Consider the following 21011-nt stretch of genomic DNA (forward strand, 5'->3'; position numbering starts at 1 on the left):
GGGGCTCAGCAGGCTGAGCCCGGGTTAATGCTATCGTCGAGCCTGGTCAACCAGGCCCGCAGACTACAGCGCCAGCGCCCTTTTCACCGGCGCGAAGCTGCGGCGGTGGTGCTCGGTGGCGCCCAGCGCGGCCAGCCGCTCCAGGTGGAGGGCGGTCGGGTAGCCTTTATGCTGCGCGAAACCGTAGTCCGGGAACTCGCTGTCCAGCTCGGCCATTTCGCGATCGCGCGTGACCTTCGCCAGAATGGACGCCGCGCTGATCTCCGCCACGCGGCTGTCACCCTTCACCACCGCCTGCGAACGCATCGGCAGCTTCGGGCAACGGTTACCGTCGATTAAAACCATGTCCGGCGCGATATGCAACCCGGCCACCGCGCGCTGCATCGCCAGCATGGTGGCGTGCAAAATGTTCATCTGGTCGATTTCCGCCGGCTCGGCGCGCCCCAGGCTCCAGGAGAGCGCCTTGGCGACGATTTCGTCATACAGCGCCAGGCGGCGTTTTTCACTGAGTTTCTTGGAGTCCGCCAGCCCGACGATCGGCTGCGCCGGATCGAGGATCACGGCGGCGGTGACCACCGCGCCAACCAACGGGCCGCGGCCCACTTCGTCCACACCGGCAATCAGCGTGGCAGCGGGATAGATAAAGGGTTCAATCATGCTTTCGCCAGCTCCAACACAGCCTGAGCGGCCTGTTCGTCCGCACCGCAACGGATGCTTTGGTGCAAAGTAAGGAAAGTCTGTTTCAGCGCTTCGGTTTGCGGGCTCTCTTCCAGCAGCGGCATCACGGCGGCGGCCAGTTTGTCCGGCACGCAGTCATGCTGCAGCAGCTCGGTGACGATCTCGCGCCCCGCCAGCAGATTCGGCAGCGAAACGTAAGGCGTTTTCACCAGCCTCTGCGCCAGCCAGAAAGTGAACGGTTTCATGCGATAGCCCACCACCATCGGGCACTTGGCCAACATGCACTCCAGCGCCGCCGTGCCGGACGCCAGCAGCGCCGCGTCGCTGGCAATCATCGCCTCGCGCCCCTGGCCGTTCAGCAGGTGTACGGTCAGGTCCGGCGCCACTTCCGCCTTGATGCGCTCAAACTGCTCGCGCCGTTTGGCGTTAACCAGCGGCACCACCACTTCAAGCTCAGGATAACGCGTGCGCAGCAGCTGCGCTGTTTTGAGGAAGTCGGCGCTAAGCATCTCGACTTCGGCGCCGCGGCTGCCCGGCAGCAAGGCCAGACAGCGCGCCTGCGGATCGATGCCAAGCTGGGCGCGCGCCGCCAGCCGATCGGGCTGTAACGGCATGGCATCTGCCATGGTATGGCCGATAAACCGGCAAGGCACGTTGAAGCGATCGTAAAACGCTTTTTCGAAAGGGAGAAAGGCCAGCACCAGATCGGTGGCTTTGCCAATTTTGAAAACGCGCTTTTGCCGCCAGGCCCACACGGAAGGGCTGACGTAGTGAATGGTGCGGATGCCGCGCTGCTTGAGGCGGCCTTCCAGCGTGATGTTGAAGTCCGGCGCGTCGATACCGACAAACACGTCCGGCCGCAGCTCGCCGAAGCGGCGGGTGAGATCCTTGCGGATCTTCAACAGGCGTGGCAAACGCTCGAGCACTTCCACCACGCCCATGACCGCCAGCTCTTCCATTTCGTACCAGGCTTCGCAGCCTTCGGCCTGCATCAGCGGGCCGGCGACGCCAACGAAACGCGCGTCGGGGATCTGCGCCTTGAGCGCGCGGATCAAACCGGCGCCGAGAATGTCACCGGAGGTTTCTCCGGCGACCAATCCGATAGTCAATGGACGATTCGACATAACTCAGCGAATGATGCCACGGGTGGAACGGGTGAAGAAATCGAGGTACAGCTGCACCACCGGCTGCTCTTTGGCCAGGGCTTCGATTTCCGCTTTCGCTTCATCCAGCGTTTTCTCGCTGCGATACAGGATCTTATAGGCGTTACGAATCGCCTGCATTTCATCCTTATCAAAACCGCGACGCTTCAGGCCAATCGCATTGACGCCGAACGGTGTCGCGTGGTTGCCCTGAGCGATGACGAAAGGAGGCACGTCCTGAGCGACGCCGGAACAACCGCCTACCATCACATGCGCACCGATAATGCAGAACTGGTGGATCGCCGTCATGCCGCCGATGATGGCGTGATCGTCGATTTCCACGTGTCCGCCGAGCGTAGCGTTGTTGGCCAGCACACAGAAATTGCCGACCACGCAGTCATGCCCGATATGCGTATTGACCATCAGCAGGTTATCGTTGCCCACTTTAGTCAAGCCGGTGCCCTGCGCGGTGCCGCGGTGAATGGTGACGCTTTCGCGGATGCGGTTGCGATCGCCCACTTCAACGCGCGTCGGTTCGCCCGCGTATTTCAGATCCTGATTCACTTCACCGATGGAGGCGAACTGATAAATCTGGTTATCGCAGCCGATCTTGGTAATGCCGTTCACCACCACGTGGGATTTCAGCACCGTGCCGGCGCCGATTTCCACCTGGGAACCGACGTAGCAGAAAGGGCCGATATGCACGTTGGCGCCGATCACGGCGCCTTCTTCGACTATCGCGCTAGGATGGATAAAGGCGGTTTGGTCAATCACGGATTAAGCCTCCCGGCTGCGGGCACACATCATGGTTGCTTCGCAGACAATTTTACCGTCAACGGTCGCCACGCCTTTGAAGCGAGTCAGGCCGCGGCGAGTTTTCTCGAAGGTGACTTCCATGACCATCTGATCCCCTGGCACCACAGGACGCTTGAAGCGTGCTTCGTCGATACCGGCGAAGTAATACAGCTCGCCCGGCTCCAGTTTGCCGACGCTTTTAAACGCCAGGATACCGGTGGCCTGCGCCATGGCTTCCAGGATCAATACGCCTGGGAAAATCGGTTTGCCAGGGAAGTGGCCCTGGAAAAACGGTTCGTTCACCGATACGTTCTTCACCGCACGCAGATATTTGTGCTCTTCAAACTCGAGGACGCGGTCGACCAGCAAGAACGGGTAACGGTGAGGAAGCAGATCCAAAATTTCTGCAATATCCAGAGTATGAGTGTCAGTAGTCAAAATACTCTTCCTGTCTCTAAAAACTGATGGCATCAACAACACGGCCTGCGCTGACCCCAAAAGGAGATCATCATGCAGGCCGCAAATTAACATCTCTTTGCGCTTTTGGTCTCACGACCAACGCGTTTCGTTTTGTCCCCGCCAGGGCGGGCGGCAATGATTAGTCTTTTCCGACTTTACGTTCGACAGCTTTCAAGCGCTTGCTGATCTCATCGATATTCATCACCAACGCAGCGGTTTTACGCCAAACCTTGTTAGGCTGCAACGGAATGCCCGAAGAGTATACCCCAGGTTCGGTGATTGGTCGCATAACCATTCCCATTCCGGTAACAACAACCTTGTCGGCAATCTCCATGTGACCGTTGATCACGCTGGCACCGCCGATCTGGCAGTAGCGGCCGATTTTCAGGCTGCCGGCCATGATCACGCCGCCGGCGACGGCGGTATTGTCGCCAATCACGACGTTATGTGCAATCTGGCATTGGTTGTCGATGATAACACCATTCCCGATTTGGGTGTTATCCAAAGCGCCGCGGTCAATGGTGGTGCAAGCGCCGATTTCGACGCGATCGCCGATAATCACCGTGCCCAACTGAGGGATTTTGATCCACTCGCCGCGCTCGTTCGCATAGCCGAAACCGTCCGCGCCGATCACGGTGCCGGACTGGATCAGGCAGCGCTGGCCGATTTCAACCGCATGATAAATCGTGACGTTCGCCCACAGACGCGTTCCCGCGCCGATGCGTGCGTGTTTGCCAATGAAGCAGCCCGGGCCGATAACCACGTTATCGCCCAGCACCGCACCCGACTCGATCACCGCGTTCGCCCCAATGGCGACGTTGTGCCCCAGCTGCGCCTCAGGCGAGATCACCGCGCTTGGCGCGATATCCTGCGCCGGTGCCGGCGTGGTGTCCATCAGCTGCGCCATGCGCGCGTAGGTCAGGTAAGGGTTCTTAACCACCAGCGCCGCAGCACGGCAGTGTGGTAAATCCGCTTCGGTAAGCACCACGGCGCTTGCCTGGCAGGAAGACAGCTGCTCTTGATAGCGGCTGTTTGACAAAAACGTGATTTGGCCAGGCTGTGCCGAATGCATAGAAGCAATGCCGGTGATGACGAGATCGCCATCACCGTGCAATTGTGCATCCAACTGCTGCGCTAAATCAGCCAGTCGAATTGAAAGCATGTGTTATTTAACCTGTTTCAGCACGTCAGCAGTGATATCTTTGGAAGAGTCTGCATAGGCAACGGCGTTGGCGTCGATCACCACGTCATAACCGCCTTTGCTGGCAACAGATTTCACAGCGTCCTGGATACGGCTCAGGATCTTGTTACGCTCTTCCATCTGGCGACGACGGTTGTCCTGCTCGAAAGCCTGCGCTTTCTGAGAGAACTGCTCGCGCTGTGCCATCACGTCTTTTTCCAACTTGCTGCGGTCGCTGGCTTTCATGGTAGCGCCGTCACGCTGCAGACGTTGCATTTTGGTCTGCAGGCTACGTTCCATGTTCTGGAGTTCGCTTGCACGGCCTTTAAACTCGTTTTCCAGCTGTTTAGCGACCGCTTCGCGGGCCGGCAGCTGTTGGAAAATGCTGGAGACGTTAACGACAGCGATCTTATCTGCTGCCTGAACGCCAGCTGAAGCAGCCATTGCTAAACCGAGGCCTGCGGCACACAACCACTTTTTCACTATAAACTCCTTACCATCACCCATTTGTGTCATATGACACTGAAGTACACAATTTGCCAGACTTATCCCACCAAACAATGAGAATCATCTCCCTCTGCCGGCGGGCGCCTGGCCATTGCGATTCTTAATAACTGTTATGCCCAGAGGCGAGACCCGTTACCAGGTCTTACCGATGTTAAACTGGAACTGTTCGGACTTGTCGCCTTCGTATTTCTTGATCGGGTTGGCGTAAGAGAACACCAACGGCCCCAGCGGCGACATCCACTGCAGCGCGATACCGGCGGAGGAACGAATATTGCCCGCTTTACTGTAGTCAGGCACGCCGTACATCAGCGTTTCGTCGGTATTCTTCCACTTGGTATCCCACACGGTACCGGCATCGATGAACAGCGACGTCCGCACGGAGTTGGCGTATTTCTCGCTGATGAACGGCGTCGGAGTGATCAGCTCCAGGCTGGCCACCGCCATGGCGTTACCGCCCACCGCGTCATCCGAGCTACAGATGCTCTGACGCGTGGTGGTGCTGCCGGCGTTGAACTGGCACTGGTACGAGTTGGAGTTGTAATACACCGCCTTCGGACCGATGGTGTTGGACTGGAAGCCACGCACGGTGCTTGAACCACCGGCATAGAAGTTCTCATAGAACGGCATTTCCTTGCCGCCCAGCCCATCCGCGTAACCCAGACGGCCACGGCCCAACAGCACCCAGGTGCGATCGTCATTGATCGGCACGTACTGAACGCTGTCCAACGTCACCTTGTAGTATTCGTTGTCCGAGCCCGGAATGGTGACCTTGCCGTTCAACGTGGTGCGGTTACCCGACGTCGGGAAGTAGCCGCGGTCCAGGTTGTTGTAGGTCCAGCCCAGGTTCAGGGTAAAGTCGTCCGTCGAGTAGCTGGCGCGGTCAGTCTTGTTCGCATCCACGCCCATCGAGTCGAGATAACGCCACATGGCGATCTGCGGCTGCATGTTCGACAGACCGTTGTGGACGTAGCCCAGGCCGGTACGCAACGAGTTGTTTTCGTTGATCGGGAAGCCCAGCGTGCCGTCAACACCGTAACTCTTGTTGGTGTAGTCGGACAGGTCCGCGTTATCCGCTTTAAAGTCGTTGTAGAACACGCGGCCGCCCAGGCTCACACCGTCAACGGTGAAGTACGGGTTGGTGACCGAGAATTCGGTATAGGTTTGGTAGTCGTTCTTGGTGCCGCTGATGCCGACCGAGTAGCCGGTACCCAACCAGTTGTCCTGCTGCACGCCGGCCTGGAAGCTGACGCCGCTCTCGGTGCCGTAGCCGACGCCGAAGTTAAAGGTACCGGTGTTGCGCTCTTTCACCTTGTAGGTTACGTCGACCTGATCGGCGGTGCCCGGCACGCGCTGGGTTTCCACGTCAACCGTTTCGAAGTAGCCCAAGCGGTTCAAGCGTTCTTTGCCCTGCTCGACCTGCTCGTTACCCAGCCAGGCGCCTTCCATCTGGCGCATTTCGCGACGCAGTACGGAATCCTTGCTGGTGTCGTTGCCTTCGAACTTGATGCGACGCACGTAGAAGCGGTTGCCCGCGTCGACGTTGACGTGCAGCTTGACGGTTTTATCCGCGTCGTTGATCTCCGGCTGAGTACCGACGCGCGGGTAGGCGTAACCATAACGGCCCAACATCGTTTTGATGTTGTCTTCCATTTTGGTCACCTTGCTGCCGTTATACAGCTCGCCCGGTTCGATCTTGGTGATCTGAGCAACTTCCGCCGAGTGGCCGGCCAGGTTGCCGTTCACGACAACATCGGAAAGCTTGTACTGATCGCCTTCGGTGATGTTGATGGTGATGTAGATGCCTTTTTTATCCGGCGTCAAGCTCACCTGGGTAGAATCGATGTTGAAGCGGGCATAGCCGCGATCCAGATAGAAGCTGCGCAGGGTTTCGAGATCGCCCGCCAGTTTTTGCTTCTGGTATTTGCGATCGCCGACCAGGTTCCACCACGGCACCTCATCACGCAGCTGGAAGCGCGAGATCAGTTCGTCGTTGGTGAAGGCATGGTTGCCGACGATGTTGATTTGTTGAATCTTGGCGGAGACCCCTTCCGTGAACACCAGCTTCAGGTCGACACGGTTGCGCGGCAGCGGCGTGACCACGGCTTTCACCGAGGCGCTGTATTTACCGACGCTGTAGTAGAAGTCTTCCAGCCCTTTTTCAATGCTGGAGATCGTGGTGCGGTCGAGCGCCTCGCCCACCCGGACGCCGGAGGCTTCCAGGTTCTGCTTGAGCATGTCATCCTTCACCGACTTGTTGCCGGAGAAGGTGATGCTGGCGATGGTAGGACGTTCCTTCACCTGCACGATCAACGTATTACCATCGCGCAGTACGCGCACGTCCTCGAAGTTGCCGGTGGCAAACAAGGCTCGGATGGTATTACTGATGTCATCGTCAGTGACGGTATCGCCGACGCGAACCGGCATGTTGAGTAACGCCGCACCGACGGCGACTCGCTGCAGGCCTTCGAAATGAATGTCTTTCACTACGAACCCGTCTGCACCGTATACGGTGGCGCTGCCAAACAGCAGCGACGCTATGAGCAACTTTTTCATCGCCATCGTTGTTATGCGTTCTTCCTAACCTATCCCCGCCCCTAGAGGCGGGAAAAATCATTGAAAAGTGCAAGACCCATCAACAACACCAGCACGATCGAACCTATGCGGTAGCTGTAGTCCTGTACTCGCTCGGAAACCGGCCCACCCTTCAGCTTTTCTATCGCCAGGAAGAGGAGATGCCCACCATCTAACACCGGTAATGGGAACAGGTTGATGATCCCCAGGTTGACGCTAATCAACGCCAGGAACATCAGATAATACACGAACCCGACTCCGGCTGACGCCCCTGCTCCCTGTGCAATCGAGATCGGGCCACTCAGGTTGTTCAGCTTTACATCACCGGTTATTAATTTGCCCAGCATGTTAACCGTCAGCCGCATCAGCTGCCAGGTCTTGTCGCCGGCCTGATACAGCGCCGGGAACGGTCCATACTGGCGAATCGTCTTATACTCGTCCGGCAGCGGCAGCACCTTTGGAATGATGCCTGCAAAACCCACCGATTTGTCTTTTCCCACCGGCTTTGTATCCGGTATCAGCGTCAAAGACAAGGGGGCGCCGTTTCTTTCAATCTCCAAAGCCAGCGGTTGCCCCGGGCCATCGTGGATACGCTTCACCAGCGTCTGCCAACGACCCAACGGCTGACCATCGACTTTAACGATCCTGTCCCCCGCTTGTAAACCCGCCTTTTGCGCCGCCGAGTCAGGCTGCACTTCCGCCAACACGGATTCAATCTGCGGGCCGCGCGGCATAATGCCCAGCGCGACAACGGGATCCTGCTTGTCCGGCTCAAAGTTCCACTGGCGCAAATCCAGGGTTTTGGTCACTACCTGCGAAGAGCCGAATGGCGCAACGCCGACTTCGGTTTGTGCATCGCCAATCTTCGCCACCAGCGCCAGACGAACTGACTCCCAATCAGGCGTTTCGATGCCGTCAACCGACTTTAGTTCCATGCCAGACGAAATTTCGGCCTTGGCGGCGATGGATTGCGGCGCGATTTCGCCGATCACCGGGCGGAAACTCGGCACGCCGATGATGAACACCAGCCAGTAGGCAAGGATAGCAAACAGGAAGTTGGCGATGGGGCCGGCGCTGATGATGGCCGCGCGCTGCCAGACGGTTTTGTTGTTGAAGGCCTGATGGCGCATTTCCGGCGCCACCGACTCCACGCGCTCGTCCAGCATCTTCACGTAGCCGCCGAGCGGAATCAAGGCAATGACGTACTCGGTGCCCTGGCGATCGGTGCGGCGCCACAGCGCGCGACCGAAGCCGATGGAGAAACGTTCAACGCGCACGCCGCAACGGCGGGCAACCCAAAAGTGTCCGAACTCGTGCACGGTTATCAAGATACCGAGCGCAATCAGAAACGCCACCAGGTTCCAAAGCACGCTGACCATCATCCCTCACTTTCCGTCATCGACGGATTAAAACACCAACAGCATCAGGCAGGCAAACACCGGCACCGCCGCGGTCAGGCTGTCGATACGATCCAGTATGCCGCCATGACCGGGGATCAAATGACCGCTGTCCTTGATGCCCGCTTCGCGTTTGAACATGCTTTCGGTCAAATCGCCCAGCACCGAAGCCAGCGCGGCGAGCACCGAACAGGCCAACAGGGTGGTCGGCACCACGTTCAGTGGCGCATAGCGGCCGAACAGCCAGGAGATTACCGCCGACGTCAACAACCCGCCGATCAGCCCTTCCCAGGTTTTGCCCGGCGAGACCTTCGGCGCCAGCTTATGCTTGCCGAACAGCTTGCCGAACATGTAGGCGCCGGAATCCGCGCCCCACACCAGCAGCATCACGTACAGCAGCCACCAGGCGCCGGTAAACGGGTTTTGCTCGTAGCCGTACTGGCGCAGCGCCAGCATGCCCCAGAAGAACGGCACGATGGTCAGCAGGCCGAACAGCAGGCGCAGCGGGCGCGAGTTGCGCCAGATAGCGGCCGAGCCGGGGTAGAACAGCACCAGCAGCAGCGCCGCCAGCCACCAGACCAGCGACAGCCACAGCGAGCCGCTCACCTGCGGCACGGATTGATGGTACGCGGGAACGCTGAGCATCATCAGCGCCAGCAGAAAACCGCACAGTATCGCCAGCCAGATGCGCTGCGAACGGGAGGTAAAACCGGCCAGTTGGCCCCACTCCCAGGCTGCTAACATGCACACGACGAGCGTTACCAGAGCAAAGGCCAGCGGCGGCAACAGGAACAGCGCCGCGATAACGATCGGGATTAAAATCAGAGCAGTTATGAGGCGATACTTCAGCAAAAGTTCTCCCTAGGACGCATCGGCGCCGATAGGTGTTGTTCCCCCGAAGCGGCGCTCACGTTGTGCAAATGCATTCAGCGCACCTTCAAAGACAAGTTCATCGAAATCAGGCCAGAGCACATCCGTAAAGTAAAGTTCAGCATAGGCGATTTGCCACAGCAGGAAGTTACTGATGCGATGCTCGCCACCGGTGCGGATAACCAGATCCACCGGCGCCAGGTCGCTCATGCAAACCCGCTCGCTCAATAATTCCTCGCTGATCTGATCCGGGTGCAACTCTCCCACCCGTACCCGTTCGGCCAGCTCCCTTACTCCCTGAATGATATCCCAACGGCCGCCGTAGTTGGCAGCGATATTGAGCGTCAGGCCATCGTTATTTTCCGTCAGCGCTTCAGAGCGGCGGATCCGCTCCTGCAAACGCGAGCTGAACCGGCTGATATCGCCGATCACCCGCAACCTGACGTTATGTTTATGCAGGCTTTTTACTTCACTATCCAGAGCACGGACAAAAAGCTCCATCAGGGCGGAGACTTCCTGCACCGGACGGTTCCAGTTTTCGCTGCTGAAGGCATAAAGCGTGAGCGCATCTAAATGGTGGCTGGCGGCAAAACTGACCGCGCGGCGAACCGATTTCACCCCTGCTTTATGACCGAAGACACGTAACTTGCCCTGACGTTTGGCCCAGCGTCCGTTACCGTCCATGATGATGGCGACATGGCGCGGCCCCGGGGAAGATGGATTAGCCTCTTGTTGGTTTGCGGACGACATAACTCGTACTTATTTCCTCAATAGAAATATAACTGCCTTTCCGGAACATCAGGCCCTTACGCGCAAAAAAAGCCGTGTGCCCGACACGGCTTTCAGCCTGCCCTCGCGATGCCCGGCGCAGCCGGGTCGCCATTGACGCACAGGGCGCCAATCGGGCCATAATTCAACGGTATAACCGCTGACAGGTGGCGCAGACTATACCACCTCAGCGGAGCATGAACAAACGGCCCCGCTGCGGCATACGCGAATTACGAGCAAAATCGGATAATCGCCGTGCTCAACCGCGCAACGCGCGAACGCGCTCCTCGGCGGCGGCGCGCGCCTGGCGGTCAATGTCTAAGACCGCTTCGATGCACGTCGGTTCCGGCAGCGCGAGGCGCTCGACGACCTGCCTGTTGACCGCGGCAATGTCGGTAAAGCGAATCTGCTGCTGCAAAAATGCCGCCACGGCGATTTCATTCGCCGCGTTCAGTGCGGTGGTCGCCGCCTGGCCGGCGTCGAACGCTTCGATCGCCAAATACAGGCAAGGATAGCGCTCGCGCTCCGGTTCGGCGAAGGTCAGCGAACCGATGCGGCAGAAGTCCAGCGCTTCCACGCCGGAGTTTACGCGCTGCGGATACGCCATCGCATGTGCGATCGGCGTGCGCATATCCGGCGTACCCAGCTGCGCCAGCACGCTGCCGTCGGCATAGCGCACCATCGAGTGAATCACCGACTGCGGGTGCAGGATCACTTCCATTTGCTCGGCCGAGGCGTTAAACAGCCAGCGGGCCTCAATGTATTCCAGACCTTTGTTCATCATGGTGGCGGAGTCCACCGAGATCTTGCGGCCCATCGACCAGTTCGGGTGGGCACAGGCTTGATCCGGCGTCATCGCGGCGAACTGCTCCAGCGGCGTGGTGCGGAACGGGCCGCCTGAGCCGGTAAGCACGATGCGCGAAACGCCATGACTGTCCAGGGAAGAGTATCCCAACTGACGCTGAATGCTCTCAGGCAAACTCTGAAAAATCGCGTTGTGTTCGCTGTCGAGCGGCAGCAGCTGCGCCTGGCTTTGCCGAACCGCGTCCATAAACAGACGGCCGCAGGTGACCAGCGACTCCTTGTTGGCCAGCAACACCTGCTTGCCTGCGCGGATCGCCGCCAGCGTCGGCAGCAGCCCTGCGGCGCCGACGATGGCCGCCGTCACTTGATCGACGTCATCCAACGCCGCCAGTTCGCAGGCCGCTTGTTCCCCGGCCAAGACCTCGGTAGCGACGCCGTTTTCCGCCAGAATGGCGCGCAGCTCGCGAGCGGCGCTTTCCTCAGCCATCGCGGCGAAGGCGGGCCGGAATTCCATGCATTGCTGCGCCATGACCGCGACGTTGCGGCCGGCCACCAGTGCTTTGATCGCAAAACGGTCGGGATTCGCCCTGACCACGGCCAGGGTGCTGGTCCCTACCGAGCCGGTCGAGCCAAGAATGGTCAGTTGCTTCATGAGTTCACTCTGAATAACTGTCTGATGAGATCGGAGGTGCTCCAGTGTGGAACCTTGGACACCGCTTGTCCATGATCTTTCAGTACGATGAAACGGGATCTGCGCCACAAAAAACAAAGCGCCGCCCAGGCGACGCTTTTTTTCTGCGCGATGCTGATTAGAAATCCATCAGCTCTTTTTCTTTCTCTGCCAGCGCGGCATCGACCAGCTTGATGTAAGCGTCGGTCATTTTCTGAATCTCGTCTTGTGAACGACGTTCTTCGTCTTCGCTGATCTCTTTGTCTTTCAGCAGCGCCTTGACCTTGTCGTTAGCGTCGCGACGCACGTTACGCACCGCTACGCGGCCCTGCTCGGCTTCGCCGCGTACGATCTTGATCAGATCCTTACGACGTTCTTCGGTCAGCGGAGGCAGCGGAACGCGAATGTCAGAGCCGGCGGAAGACGGGTTGAGGCCCAGATCGGAGCTCATGATCGCTTTCTCAACGGCCTGGCTCAGGCTGCGGTCGAACACGTTGATTTTCAGCGTGCGGGAGTCTTCCACGGTCACGTTGGCCAGCTGGCGCAGCGGCGTAGCGGCGCCGTAGTATTCCACCATGATGCCGTCCAGAATGCTTGGAGAAGCGCGGCCGGTGCGGATCTTGCTGATTTGGTTTTTGAATGCTTCTACGCTTTTTTCCATGCGTGAATCAGCATCTTTTCTGATTTCATTAGTCACGTTGCAAACCCTTGGAAGCTGGTTACTTGGCAGGCGATACTCAAGTATAGCCCGTAATCGTACTCGGAGAGCGCGCGGCGCCTGGCGTCACGCGCACCGAAAAAGGGGTGTGAACAGCCTTATTTGCTGATCAGCGTACCTTCGTTCTCACCCATCACCACGCGGCGCAGCGCGCCAGGCTTGTTCATGTTGAACACGCGGATCGGCAAGCCGTGATCGCGGGCCAGCGTAAACGCCGCCAGATCCATCACTTTCAGCTCGCGCTCCAGCACGTCCTGATAGGTTAATTGTTCATACAGCGTCGCATCCGGGTTTTTCACCGGATCGGCGGAGTATACGCCATCCACTTTGGTGGCTTTCAGCACCACGTCCGCTTCGATCTCGATACCGCGCAGACAAGCGGCGGAATCGGTGGTGAAGAACGGGTTGCCGGTACCGGCGGAGAAGATCACCACGCGGTTGTTGCGCAGCAGGCTGATAGCCTCTGCCCAGCTGTAATTGTCACATACGCCGTTCAGCGGGATCGCCGACATCAGGCGGGCGTTCACATAGGCACGGTGCAGTGCATCACGCATAGCCAGGCCGTTCATCACGGTAGCCAGCATTCCCATGTGGTCGCCCACTACGCGGTTCATGCCGGCTTGCGCCAGGCCCGCGCCGCGGAACAGGTTCCCGCCGCCAATAACTACACCGACCTGAATTCCCAGTTCGACCAGCTCTTTCACTTCCTGAGCCATGCGATCCAAAACGCTGGCGTCGATACCAAAACCTTCTGCACCTTGCAGGGCTTCGCCACTCAGTTTAAGCAGAATACGCTGATATACGGGTTTTGCATTGGTTGCCATGGTGTTCTGTCCTAAGAAGCAGTATTAGTATTGGGGATTTCAGCCGATGAAACGCGCCTGAGGTGAGAATCACGCTGCAGGGCCTGCCACCGGTGTAATTCTGGCTGGATAGTATGGAACCGCCAGACGGCGGTTCCATCGACAGTCATTAAGACTGTTTGCTCATCGCGGCAACTTCAGCAGCGAAGTCGGTTTCGACTTTCTCGATGCCTTCGCCCACTTCGAAGCGAATGAAGTTGGTCACGTCAGCGTTGTGCTCTTTCAGCACCTGAGCAACGGATTTGCTCGGATCCATAACGAAAGGCTGACCGGTCAGAGAAACTTCGCCGGTGAATTTCTTCATGCGGCCTTCAACCATTTTCTCTGCGATTTCTTTCGGCTTGCCGGACTGCATGGCGATGTCCAGCTGAACCTGGTACTCTTTTTCTACCACTTCAGCAGACACGTCTTCTGGCTTCACGAACTCTGGCTTGCTTGCCGCAATGTGCATTGCGATTTGCTTAACCAGCTCTTCGTCAGCGCCTTTAGCCGCAACCAGTACGCCGATACGCGCGCCGTGCAGATAGCTGCCCAGCACTTCGCCTTCCAGGGAAGCAACGCGACGAATGTTGATGTTTTCGCCGATTTTTGCCACCAGCGCTACGCGCTCTTCTTCGAACTGTGCTTTCAGCACGTCAACGTCAGTGATTTTGCCGGCCATAGCGGCATCCAGCACTTTGTCGGCGAACGCCTGGAAACCGGCGTCTTTTGCTACGAAGTCAGTCTGGCAGTTAACTTCCAGAATGATGCCGTAGTTGCCTTCGATCTTGGTTTTGATCACGCCGTCAGCAGCCACGTTGCCTGCTTTTTTAGCGGCTTTGATCGCACCGGACTTACGCATGTTTTCGATTGCCAGTTCGATGTCGCCGTTGGATTCAACCAGCGCCTTCTTGCAATCCATCATGCCAGCGCCGGTACGCTCGCGCAGTTCTTTTACCAGGGCAGCGGTAATATCAGCCATTTATTTTTCCTCGGTTATCTCGCGTGGAGACAGTTCTCATTCAGATAAGCAAAGGGGGCCTTTACAGGCCCCCCTAACCAACATATGTCAATACCTGGTTAATAAGGGCTCAGTGACGAGCTTGCCTTATTATTCAGCTTCTACGAAGCCTTCTTCCGCCTGAACGGCCAGATCTTGAGAACGACCTTCACGCACAGCGGCAGCAACGGCAGTCAGGTACAGGTTTACTGCACGGATTGCGTCGTCGTTACCAGGGATGATGAAGTCAACGCCGTCTGGGTTGGAGTTGGTATCAACGATAGAGAATACCGGGATACCCAGGTTGTTGGCTTCTTTGATCGCGATGTGCTCGTGATCGGCATCGATAACGAACAGTGCGTCTGGCAGACCGCCCATATCTTTGATACCGCCCAGGGAGTTTTCCAGCTTGGCCAGTTCACGAGTGCGCATCAGCGCTTCTTTCTTGGTCAGCTTGTCCAGGGTGCCGTCTTGAGACTGGATTTCCAGATCTTTCAAACGCTTGATGGACTGACGAACGGTTTTCCAGTTAGTCAGCATGCCGCCCAACCAGCGGTGGTTCACGAAGAACTGGTCACAGCTGTTAGCAGCGTCTTTTACCGCTTCGCTTGCTGCGCGCTTGGTACCAACGAACAGGATCTTGCCTTTACGGGAAGAGATCTTGCTCAGTTCAGCCAGAGCGGCGTTGAACATTGGTACAGTCTGCTCCAGGTTGATGATGTGAACCTTGTTACGAGCGCCGAAGATGAAAGGCTTCATTTTCGGGTTCCAGTAACGGGTCTGGTGACCGAAGTGAACACCAGCCTTGAGCATGTCGCGCATGGAAACAGTTGCCATGATTAAACCTCTATAGATTAATTGGGGTTATGCCTCCACGTATCCCATAACGCCGACCCTGGCGGCGACAAGTCACCTCAGGGCACCCCGGCGGATGTGCCGATACGTGTGTGTTATTTACACAAAATGAGTGCAGTTAAAGTATTTTCGGCCAATTCCTACCAGGTCACAAGAACCAAGTCGCGGATCGCCGGCGCGCTTTATACCATAAACCCGCTGCAGACACCAACTTTTGTTGCTTTACGCCGGGCATCGGGAAATGAAATTTGGCAGCCTCCGGCCGGGCTGATACCATAAGTCACTGCTTCTTATTGTCGACGATAACGACACCTGCGGACGAATTTCATGGCAATCTCAATTAAAACACCTGATGACATCCAAAAAATGCGCGTGGCCGGCCGCCTGGCCGCCGAAGTGCTGGAAATCATCGAGCCGCACGTCAAACCTGGCGTGACCACCGGCGAACTGGACCGTATCTGTCACGAGTACATCACCAACGAGCAGCAGGCCATTTCCGCCTGCCTCGGCTACCACGGCTTCCCGAAATCCGTGTGCATCTCGGTGAACGAAGTGGTGTGCCACGGCATCCCGAGCGATGACAAAACGCTGAAGGACGGCGACATCGTCAACATCGACGTGACCGTAATTAAAGACGGTTTCCACGGCGACACCTCGAAGATGTTCATCGTCGGCAAACCGACCATTCTGGGCGAGCGCCTGTGCCGCGTCACTCAGGAAAGCCTGTATCTGGCGCTGAAGATGGTCAAGCCGGGCATCCGCCTGCGCACCCTGGGCAAGGCTATCCAGCAATTCGTCGAGGCCGAGAAGTTCTCCGTGGTGCGCGAGTACTGCGGCCACGGCATCGGCGAAGTGTTCCACGAAGAGCCGCAGGTGCTGCACTATGATGCCGATGACGGCGGCGTGGTCCTGCAGGCGGGCATGGCCTTCACCATCGAACCGATGGTCAACGCCGGTGATTACCGCATCCGCACCATGAAAGACGGCTGGACGGTAAAAACCAAAGATCGCAGCTTGTCGGCGCAGTATGAGCATACTATTGTGGTCACTGATAACGGCTGCGAGATAATGACGTTGCGCAAGGATGACACCATCCCCAACATCATTACGCACGAGATGTAAGCACCGCGGCGAACGCCGCGTGCAGAATATCACCAGGCCGGCTTTTGCCGGCCTTTTTTATGGGCTGCGCACTATGTCTGACAATCTCCTTCAACAAGCGGCCCCGGCCGTGCCGATGCCGCCCGCCTCCCCCAGCACCTACGGCAACGACGAGCTCACCTGTCCGGTGCTGAAACAGCGGCTGGAGCAGTTCCAGCTGTGGCTGGCGGCAGCGTTCGACGCCGGTGCCAGCGCCGAAAGCCTGGTGGCGGCGCGCAGCGACTTCATCGATCGCCTGCTGCGCCGGCTGTGGACCTTCTACGGCTTCGAAGATATCCCGGAAACTGCGCTGGTGGCGGTCGGCGGCTACGGCCGCGGCGAGTTGCACCCGCTGTCGGACATCGACGTGCTGGTGCTCAGCCAGCGCCGGCTGACGGAACAACAGTCGCAGCAGGTCGGCGAATTCATCACCCTGCTGTGGGATCTCAAGCTGGAAGTGGGCCACAGCGTGCGCACCCTGGAAGAATGTCTGCTGGAGGGATTGGCGGATCTGACCGTGGCCACCAACCTGATCGAATCGCGCATGATCTGCGGCGACGTCGCGCTGTTCCTGCAGATGCAAAAACATATCTTCAGCGACGGCTTCTGGCCCTCGCCGCAGTTTTTCCACGCCAAGGTCAACGAACAGCAGGAGCGCCACCAGCGCTACCACGGCACCAGCTATAACCTGGAGCCGGATATCAAAAGCAGCCCTGGCGGCCTGCGCGACATCCACACCCTGCTGTGGGTGGCGCGGCGCCACTTCGGCGCCACCTCGCTGGACGAAATGGTCGGCTTCGGTTTCCTCACCCAGGCCGAGCGCAACGAGCTGAACGAGTGCCAGAGCTTCCTGTGGCGCATCCGTTTCGCATTGCATCTGGTGCTGCCGCGTTACGACAACCGCCTGCTGTTCGATCGCCAGCTCAGCGTGGCGCAGCTGCTGCGCTATGAAGGCGAAGGCAACGAGCCGGTCGAACGCATGATGAAAGACTTCTACCGCATGACGCGGCGCGTCAGCGAGCTGAACCACATGCTGCTGCAGCTGTTCGACGAAGCCATCCTGGCGCTGGACGCCACCGAGAAGCCGCGCCCGCTGAACGACGATTTCCAGCTGCGCGGCGATCTGATCGATCTGCGCGACGAGACGCTGTTTATCCGCGAGCCGCAGGCCATCATGCGCATGTTCTACCTGATGGTGCGCAACCGCGAGATCAAGGGCATTTATTCCACCACCGTGCGCCAGCTGCGCCACGCACGCCGCCATCTGAAACAGCCGCTGTGCACCATTCCGGAAGCGCGCGATCTGTTTATGGCCATTCTGCGCCATCCCGGCGCGGTCTCGCGCGCGCTGGTGCCGATGCACCGTCACAGCGTGCTGTGGGCCTATATGCCGCAGTGGGGCAAGATCGTCGGCCAGATGCAGTTCGACCTGTTCCACGCCTATACCGTCGATGAACACACCATCCGCGTGCTGCAAAAGCTGGAGAGCTTCGCCGATGCGCAAACCCGGCCACGCCATCCGCTGTGCGTAGAGCTGTACCCTCGCCTGCCGCACCCGGAATTATTACTGTTAGCGGCGCTGTTCCACGATATCGCCAAAGGGCGCGGCGGCGATCACTCGATCCTCGGCGCGGAAGACGTGGTGGAGTTCGCCGAACTGCACGGCCTTAACTCGCGCGAAACCCAACTGGTGGCCTGGCTGGTTCGCTGGCACCTGCTGATGTCGGTCACCGCGCAGCGCCGCGATATCCAGGATCCGACGGTGATCCAGCAGTTCAGCAGCGAAGTGCAGAGCGAAACCCGCCTGCGTTACCTGGTGTGCCTGACGGTGGCGGATATCTGCGCCACCAACGAAACCCTGTGGAACAGCTGGAAGCAGAGCCTGTTGCGCGAGCTGTACTTCGCCACCGAGAAGCAGCTACGCCGCGGCATGCAGAACAGCCCGGATCTGCGCGAACGCGTGCGCCATCACCGCCTGCAGGCGCTGGCGCTGCTGCGCATGGACAACATCGACGAAGAGGCGCTGCACCGCATCTGGAGCCGCTGCCGCGCCGATTATTTCCTGCGCCACTCGCCGAATCAGCTGGCCTGGCACGCCCGTCACCTGCTGGCCCACGACTCCACCCAGCCGCTGGTGCTGGTCAGCCGGCAGGCGACGCGCGGCGGCACCGAGATCTTTATCTGGAGCCCGGATCGCCCCTACCTGTTCGCCGCCGTCGCCGGCGAGATGGATCGCCGCAACCTGAGCGTGCACGACGCGCAGATCTTCACCAACCGCGACGGCATGGCGATGGACACCTTTATCGTGCTGGAGCCGGACGGCAGCCCGCTGGCGCAGGATCGCCACGCGGCGATCCGCCAGGCCTTGCTGCAGGCCATCACCCAGCGGGAGTACCAGCCGCCGCGCGTGCGCCGGCCTTCTTCCAAGCTGCGTCATTTCAGCGTGCCGACCGAGGTGACCTTCCTGCCGACCCACACCGATCGCCGCAGCTACCTGGAGCTGATCGCACTTGACCAGCCCGGCCTGCTGGCGCGGGTGGGCGAAGTGTTCGCCGACCTGGGGCTGTCGCTGCACGGCGCGCGCATTACCACCATCGGCGAGCGGGTCGAGGACTTGTTTATCCTGGCCGACGGCGAGCGACGCGCGCTCGATCAGGAAACGCGCAGAAAGTTGGAGCAACGGTTGACAGAGGCCCTCACCCCAAACGATAAAATGTGATACAAGTAACTTTTTACCGACAACATCAGGAAAGAGAACAGCATGCAGCAATTACAGAACGTTATTGAAAGCGCCTTCGAGCGCCGTGCGGACATCACCCCGGCGAACGTAGACACCGTAACGCGCGAAGCGGTAAACCAGGTGATCGGCCTGTTGGACAGCGGCGCCCTGCGCGTCGCCGAGAAGATCGACGGTCAATGGGTCACCCATCAGTGGCTGAAGAAAGCCGTGCTGCTCTCTTTCCGCATCAACGACAACAAGGTGATGGACGGCGCGGAAACCCGCTACTACGACAAGGTGCCGATGAAGTTCGCCGACTACGACGAAGCGCGCTTCCAGAAGGAAGGTTTCCGCGTCGTGCCGCCGGCCACCGTGCGCCAGGGCGCGTTCATCGCGCGTAACACCGTGCTGATGCCGTCTTACGTTAACATCGGCGCCTACGTCGACGAAGGCACCATGGTCGACACCTGGGCCACCGTCGGTTCTTGCGCGCAGATCGGCAAAAACGTTCACCTGTCCGGCGGCGTCGGCATCGGTGGCGTACTGGAGCCGCTGCAGGCCAACCCAACCATCATCGAAGACAACTGCTTCATCGGCGCGCGCTCCGAAGTGGTGGAAGGCGTGATCGTGGAAGAAGGCTCGGTGATTTCGATGGGCGTATACCTTGGCCAGAGCACCCGTATCTATGACCGCGAGACCGGCGAAATCCATTACGGCCGCGTACCGGCGGGTTCGGTGGTGGTTTCAGGTAACCTGCCGTCGAAAGACGGTTCTTACAGCCTGTACTGCGCGGTGATCGTCAAGAAAGTCGACGCCAAAACACGCGGTAAAGTCGGCATTAATGAGTTATTGCGCACTATCGACTAAATTGAAATAGCGGGTGATTCACCCGCTATTTTTTTGTCTGCGTTTCGCTGGCAGTCACAGTCGCAGATCTCGCTTTCCGCCATAATTGCAGTCGTGGAATATAACGATCACATCTAAAGAGGGCGCAGTATGTACGATAACTTGAAGAGTTTGGGCATCAATCAACCGGAAGACGTCGATCGCTATAGCCTGCGTCAAGAGGCCAACAACGACATCCTCAAGATCTATTTCCGCAAGGACAAGGGCGAGTTCTTCGCCAAGAGCGTGAAGTTCAAGTACCCGCGCCAGCGTAAAACCGTGGTGGCGGACAACGCCGGCCAGGGCTACAAGGAAATTCACGAGATCAACCCGAACCTGCGCTACGTGATCGACGAACTGGATCAGCTGTGCCAGCGCGATCAGGTGGAAGTGGATCTGAAGCGTAAAATCCTCGACGACCTGCGCCATCTTGAAGGCGTGGTGTCGCACAAGATTGCCGAGATCGAAGCCGATCTGGAAAAACTCACCCGCGGCAAATAATGCGGATCGGTTGACCCGCATCATCGCCAAGGCGCCCTTTCGCGGCGCCTTTTTACTTTACGATTGCAGCAGCGTGCCCCACTGCTCGACCCACGGGCAGGCGGCCACTTCCGGCTCCGGCTGTTCCATCGCATCGATCTCCAGCACTTCGCTCACACGGGTGGCGCCCTGCTCTTGCAGCAGCGCGTCGAACGCGCGCCCGGCGCCGCAGAAGTTGTCATAGCTGCTGTCGCCGAGGGCGATCAGCCCATAGCGCAGCTCCGGCTGGTAGCCGACCTGATCGCGAATGGCGTGGAACAGCGGCGCGATGCTGTCCGGCAGATCGCCCTGCCCGGTGGTGGAGGTGATCACCAGCGCGTAGTGCTGACGATAAAACTGCCAGGCCTCCAGCGTGCCCTCTTCGAACAGTTTGACCTCATGGCCCTGCTCGCTGAGGATGTTTTGCGCCTCTTCCGCCACCAGCAGCGAATTGCCGTAGACCGTTCCCACGAAGATACCAACCTGAGCCAT

20 protein-coding genes are annotated in these 21011 nt (G+C 58.7%); 4 read left to right on the top strand and 16 right to left on the bottom strand.

From position 1 onward, the window contains the following. Nucleotides 1-63: 63 nt before the first annotated feature. The 15 genes from rnhB to rpsB form a co-directional block, all read right to left on the bottom strand. Nucleotides 64-657: a ribonuclease HII gene (rnhB, locus tag AC4PR2_RS14700; RefSeq protein ID WP_197804236.1), complete on the bottom strand. Its 594-nt coding sequence runs from the start codon at nucleotides 655-657 to the stop codon at nucleotides 64-66. After that, nucleotides 654-1802, bottom strand: a complete 1149-nt coding sequence (gene lpxB / locus AC4PR2_RS14705) for a lipid-A-disaccharide synthase (RefSeq protein ID WP_060441360.1) — start codon at nucleotides 1800-1802, stop codon at nucleotides 654-656. Before lpxB ends, rnhB begins: the two co-directional genes overlap by 4 nt. A 3-nt stretch (nucleotides 1803-1805) precedes the next feature. Then, on the bottom strand, nucleotides 1806-2594 hold the full coding sequence (lpxA, locus tag AC4PR2_RS14710) for an acyl-ACP--UDP-N-acetylglucosamine O-acyltransferase (protein WP_060441359.1): 789 nt from the start codon (nucleotides 2592-2594) through the stop codon (nucleotides 1806-1808). Nucleotides 2595-2597: 3 nt separating this feature from the next. Beyond that, nucleotides 2598-3053 (bottom strand): 3-hydroxyacyl-ACP dehydratase FabZ, encoded by a 456-nt coding sequence (fabZ, locus tag AC4PR2_RS14715; RefSeq protein WP_004931962.1) that lies wholly within the window; start codon nucleotides 3051-3053, stop codon nucleotides 2598-2600. Between the two features lie 160 nt (nucleotides 3054-3213). Then, nucleotides 3214-4236, bottom strand: a complete 1023-nt coding sequence (gene lpxD / locus AC4PR2_RS14720) for a UDP-3-O-(3-hydroxymyristoyl)glucosamine N-acyltransferase (protein WP_048234602.1) — start codon at nucleotides 4234-4236, stop codon at nucleotides 3214-3216. Between the two features lie 3 nt (nucleotides 4237-4239). Next, the gene (gene skp, locus AC4PR2_RS14725) at nucleotides 4240-4737 is read right to left on the bottom strand and encodes a molecular chaperone Skp (RefSeq protein ID WP_004931958.1); all 498 of its coding nucleotides are present in this window, start codon (nucleotides 4735-4737) and stop codon (nucleotides 4240-4242) included. A 156-nt stretch (nucleotides 4738-4893) separates the two neighbouring features. After that, complete coding sequence (gene bamA / locus AC4PR2_RS14730; RefSeq protein ID WP_060441357.1) at nucleotides 4894-7320, bottom strand: outer membrane protein assembly factor BamA; 2427 nt, start codon at nucleotides 7318-7320, stop codon at nucleotides 4894-4896. A 35-nt stretch (nucleotides 7321-7355) separates the two neighbouring features. Next, complete coding sequence (gene rseP / locus AC4PR2_RS14735) at nucleotides 7356-8711, bottom strand: sigma E protease regulator RseP (protein WP_070913929.1); 1356 nt, start codon at nucleotides 8709-8711, stop codon at nucleotides 7356-7358. A gap of 27 nt (nucleotides 8712-8738) precedes the next feature. Beyond that, nucleotides 8739-9581, bottom strand: coding sequence for a phosphatidate cytidylyltransferase (gene cdsA, locus AC4PR2_RS14740; RefSeq protein ID WP_047729987.1), 843 nt, complete (start codon nucleotides 9579-9581; stop codon nucleotides 8739-8741). Nucleotides 9582-9590: 9 nt separating this feature from the next. Then, complete coding sequence (gene ispU, locus AC4PR2_RS14745) at nucleotides 9591-10349, bottom strand: (2E,6E)-farnesyl-diphosphate-specific ditrans,polycis-undecaprenyl-diphosphate synthase (RefSeq protein ID WP_049198255.1); 759 nt, start codon at nucleotides 10347-10349, stop codon at nucleotides 9591-9593. Nucleotides 10350-10626: 277 nt separating this feature from the next. Then, a complete protein-coding gene (ispC, locus tag AC4PR2_RS14750; protein WP_159318546.1) occupies nucleotides 10627-11823 on the bottom strand; it encodes a 1-deoxy-D-xylulose-5-phosphate reductoisomerase in 1197 nt (398 codons plus the stop codon). 157 nt (nucleotides 11824-11980) lie between these two features. After that, a complete protein-coding gene (frr, locus tag AC4PR2_RS14755; protein WP_004931943.1) occupies nucleotides 11981-12538 on the bottom strand; it encodes a ribosome recycling factor in 558 nt (185 codons plus the stop codon). A 119-nt stretch (nucleotides 12539-12657) separates the two neighbouring features. Next, complete coding sequence (gene pyrH / locus AC4PR2_RS14760; protein ID WP_004931940.1) at nucleotides 12658-13383, bottom strand: UMP kinase; 726 nt, start codon at nucleotides 13381-13383, stop codon at nucleotides 12658-12660. Between the two features lie 148 nt (nucleotides 13384-13531). After that, nucleotides 13532-14383 carry a translation elongation factor Ts gene (gene tsf, locus AC4PR2_RS14765; protein WP_033635739.1) on the bottom strand — a complete coding sequence of 284 codons (852 nt, stop codon included), beginning with the start codon at nucleotides 14381-14383 and terminating at the stop codon, nucleotides 13532-13534. 129 nt (nucleotides 14384-14512) lie between these two features. After that, nucleotides 14513-15238, bottom strand: a complete 726-nt coding sequence (rpsB, locus tag AC4PR2_RS14770; protein WP_016929891.1) for a 30S ribosomal protein S2 — start codon at nucleotides 15236-15238, stop codon at nucleotides 14513-14515. A gap of 345 nt (nucleotides 15239-15583) precedes the next feature. Between rpsB and map the strand changes: the two genes are divergently transcribed. From map to AC4PR2_RS14790, 4 genes are all read left to right on the top strand, one after another. Continuing rightward, nucleotides 15584-16378 (top strand): type I methionyl aminopeptidase, encoded by a 795-nt coding sequence (gene map / locus AC4PR2_RS14775; RefSeq protein WP_004931936.1) that lies wholly within the window; start codon nucleotides 15584-15586, stop codon nucleotides 16376-16378. Between the two features lie 73 nt (nucleotides 16379-16451). Beyond that, nucleotides 16452-19115, top strand: a complete 2664-nt coding sequence (gene glnD, locus AC4PR2_RS14780) for a bifunctional uridylyltransferase/uridylyl-removing protein GlnD (protein WP_443013533.1) — start codon at nucleotides 16452-16454, stop codon at nucleotides 19113-19115. 42 nt (nucleotides 19116-19157) lie between these two features. Beyond that, nucleotides 19158-19982, top strand: a complete 825-nt coding sequence (gene dapD, locus AC4PR2_RS14785; protein ID WP_004931932.1) for a 2,3,4,5-tetrahydropyridine-2,6-dicarboxylate N-succinyltransferase — start codon at nucleotides 19158-19160, stop codon at nucleotides 19980-19982. A gap of 129 nt (nucleotides 19983-20111) precedes the next feature. Further along, the gene (locus tag AC4PR2_RS14790) at nucleotides 20112-20501 is read left to right on the top strand and encodes a DUF3461 family protein (protein WP_004931929.1); all 390 of its coding nucleotides are present in this window, start codon (nucleotides 20112-20114) and stop codon (nucleotides 20499-20501) included. Between the two features lie 57 nt (nucleotides 20502-20558). Here the strand turns inward: AC4PR2_RS14790 and AC4PR2_RS14795 are convergent, their stop codons facing one another. Continuing rightward, nucleotides 20559-21011: a flavodoxin gene (locus tag AC4PR2_RS14795; protein ID WP_033654121.1), complete on the bottom strand. Its 453-nt coding sequence runs from the start codon at nucleotides 21009-21011 to the stop codon at nucleotides 20559-20561.

The sequence above is a fragment of the Serratia sp. A07 genome, assembly GCF_058725505.1.

Coding starts and splice junctions, on each gene's coding strand:
- rnhB (WP_197804236.1), bottom strand. CDS start 657: ATGATTGAACCCTTTATCTATCCCGCTGCCACGCTGATTGCCGGTGTG.
- lpxB (WP_060441360.1), bottom strand. CDS start 1,802: ATGTCGAATCGTCCATTGACTATCGGATTGGTCGCCGGAGAAACCTCC.
- lpxD (WP_048234602.1), bottom strand. CDS start 4,236: ATGCTTTCAATTCGACTGGCTGATTTAGCGCAGCAGTTGGATGCACAA.
- bamA (WP_060441357.1), bottom strand. CDS start 7,320: ATGGCGATGAAAAAGTTGCTCATAGCGTCGCTGCTGTTTGGCAGCGCC.
- rseP (WP_070913929.1), bottom strand. CDS start 8,711: ATGGTCAGCGTGCTTTGGAACCTGGTGGCGTTTCTGATTGCGCTCGGT.
- ispU (WP_049198255.1), bottom strand. CDS start 10,349: ATGTCGTCCGCAAACCAACAAGAGGCTAATCCATCTTCCCCGGGGCCG.
- ispC (WP_159318546.1), bottom strand. CDS start 11,823: ATGAAGCAACTGACCATTCTTGGCTCGACCGGCTCGGTAGGGACCAGC.
- pyrH (WP_004931940.1), bottom strand. CDS start 13,383: ATGGCAACCAATGCAAAACCCGTATATCAGCGTATTCTGCTTAAACTG.
- tsf (WP_033635739.1), bottom strand. CDS start 14,383: ATGGCTGATATTACCGCTGCCCTGGTAAAAGAACTGCGCGAGCGTACC.
- rpsB (WP_016929891.1), bottom strand. CDS start 15,238: ATGGCAACTGTTTCCATGCGCGACATGCTCAAGGCTGGTGTTCACTTC.
- map (WP_004931936.1), top strand. CDS start 15,584: ATGGCAATCTCAATTAAAACACCTGATGACATCCAAAAAATGCGCGTG.
- glnD (WP_443013533.1), top strand. CDS start 16,452: ATGTCTGACAATCTCCTTCAACAAGCGGCCCCGGCCGTGCCGATGCCG.
- dapD (WP_004931932.1), top strand. CDS start 19,158: ATGCAGCAATTACAGAACGTTATTGAAAGCGCCTTCGAGCGCCGTGCG.
- AC4PR2_RS14790 (WP_004931929.1), top strand. CDS start 20,112: ATGTACGATAACTTGAAGAGTTTGGGCATCAATCAACCGGAAGACGTC.
- AC4PR2_RS14795 (WP_033654121.1), bottom strand. CDS start 21,011: ATGGCTCAGGTTGGTATCTTCGTGGGAACGGTCTACGGCAATTCGCTG.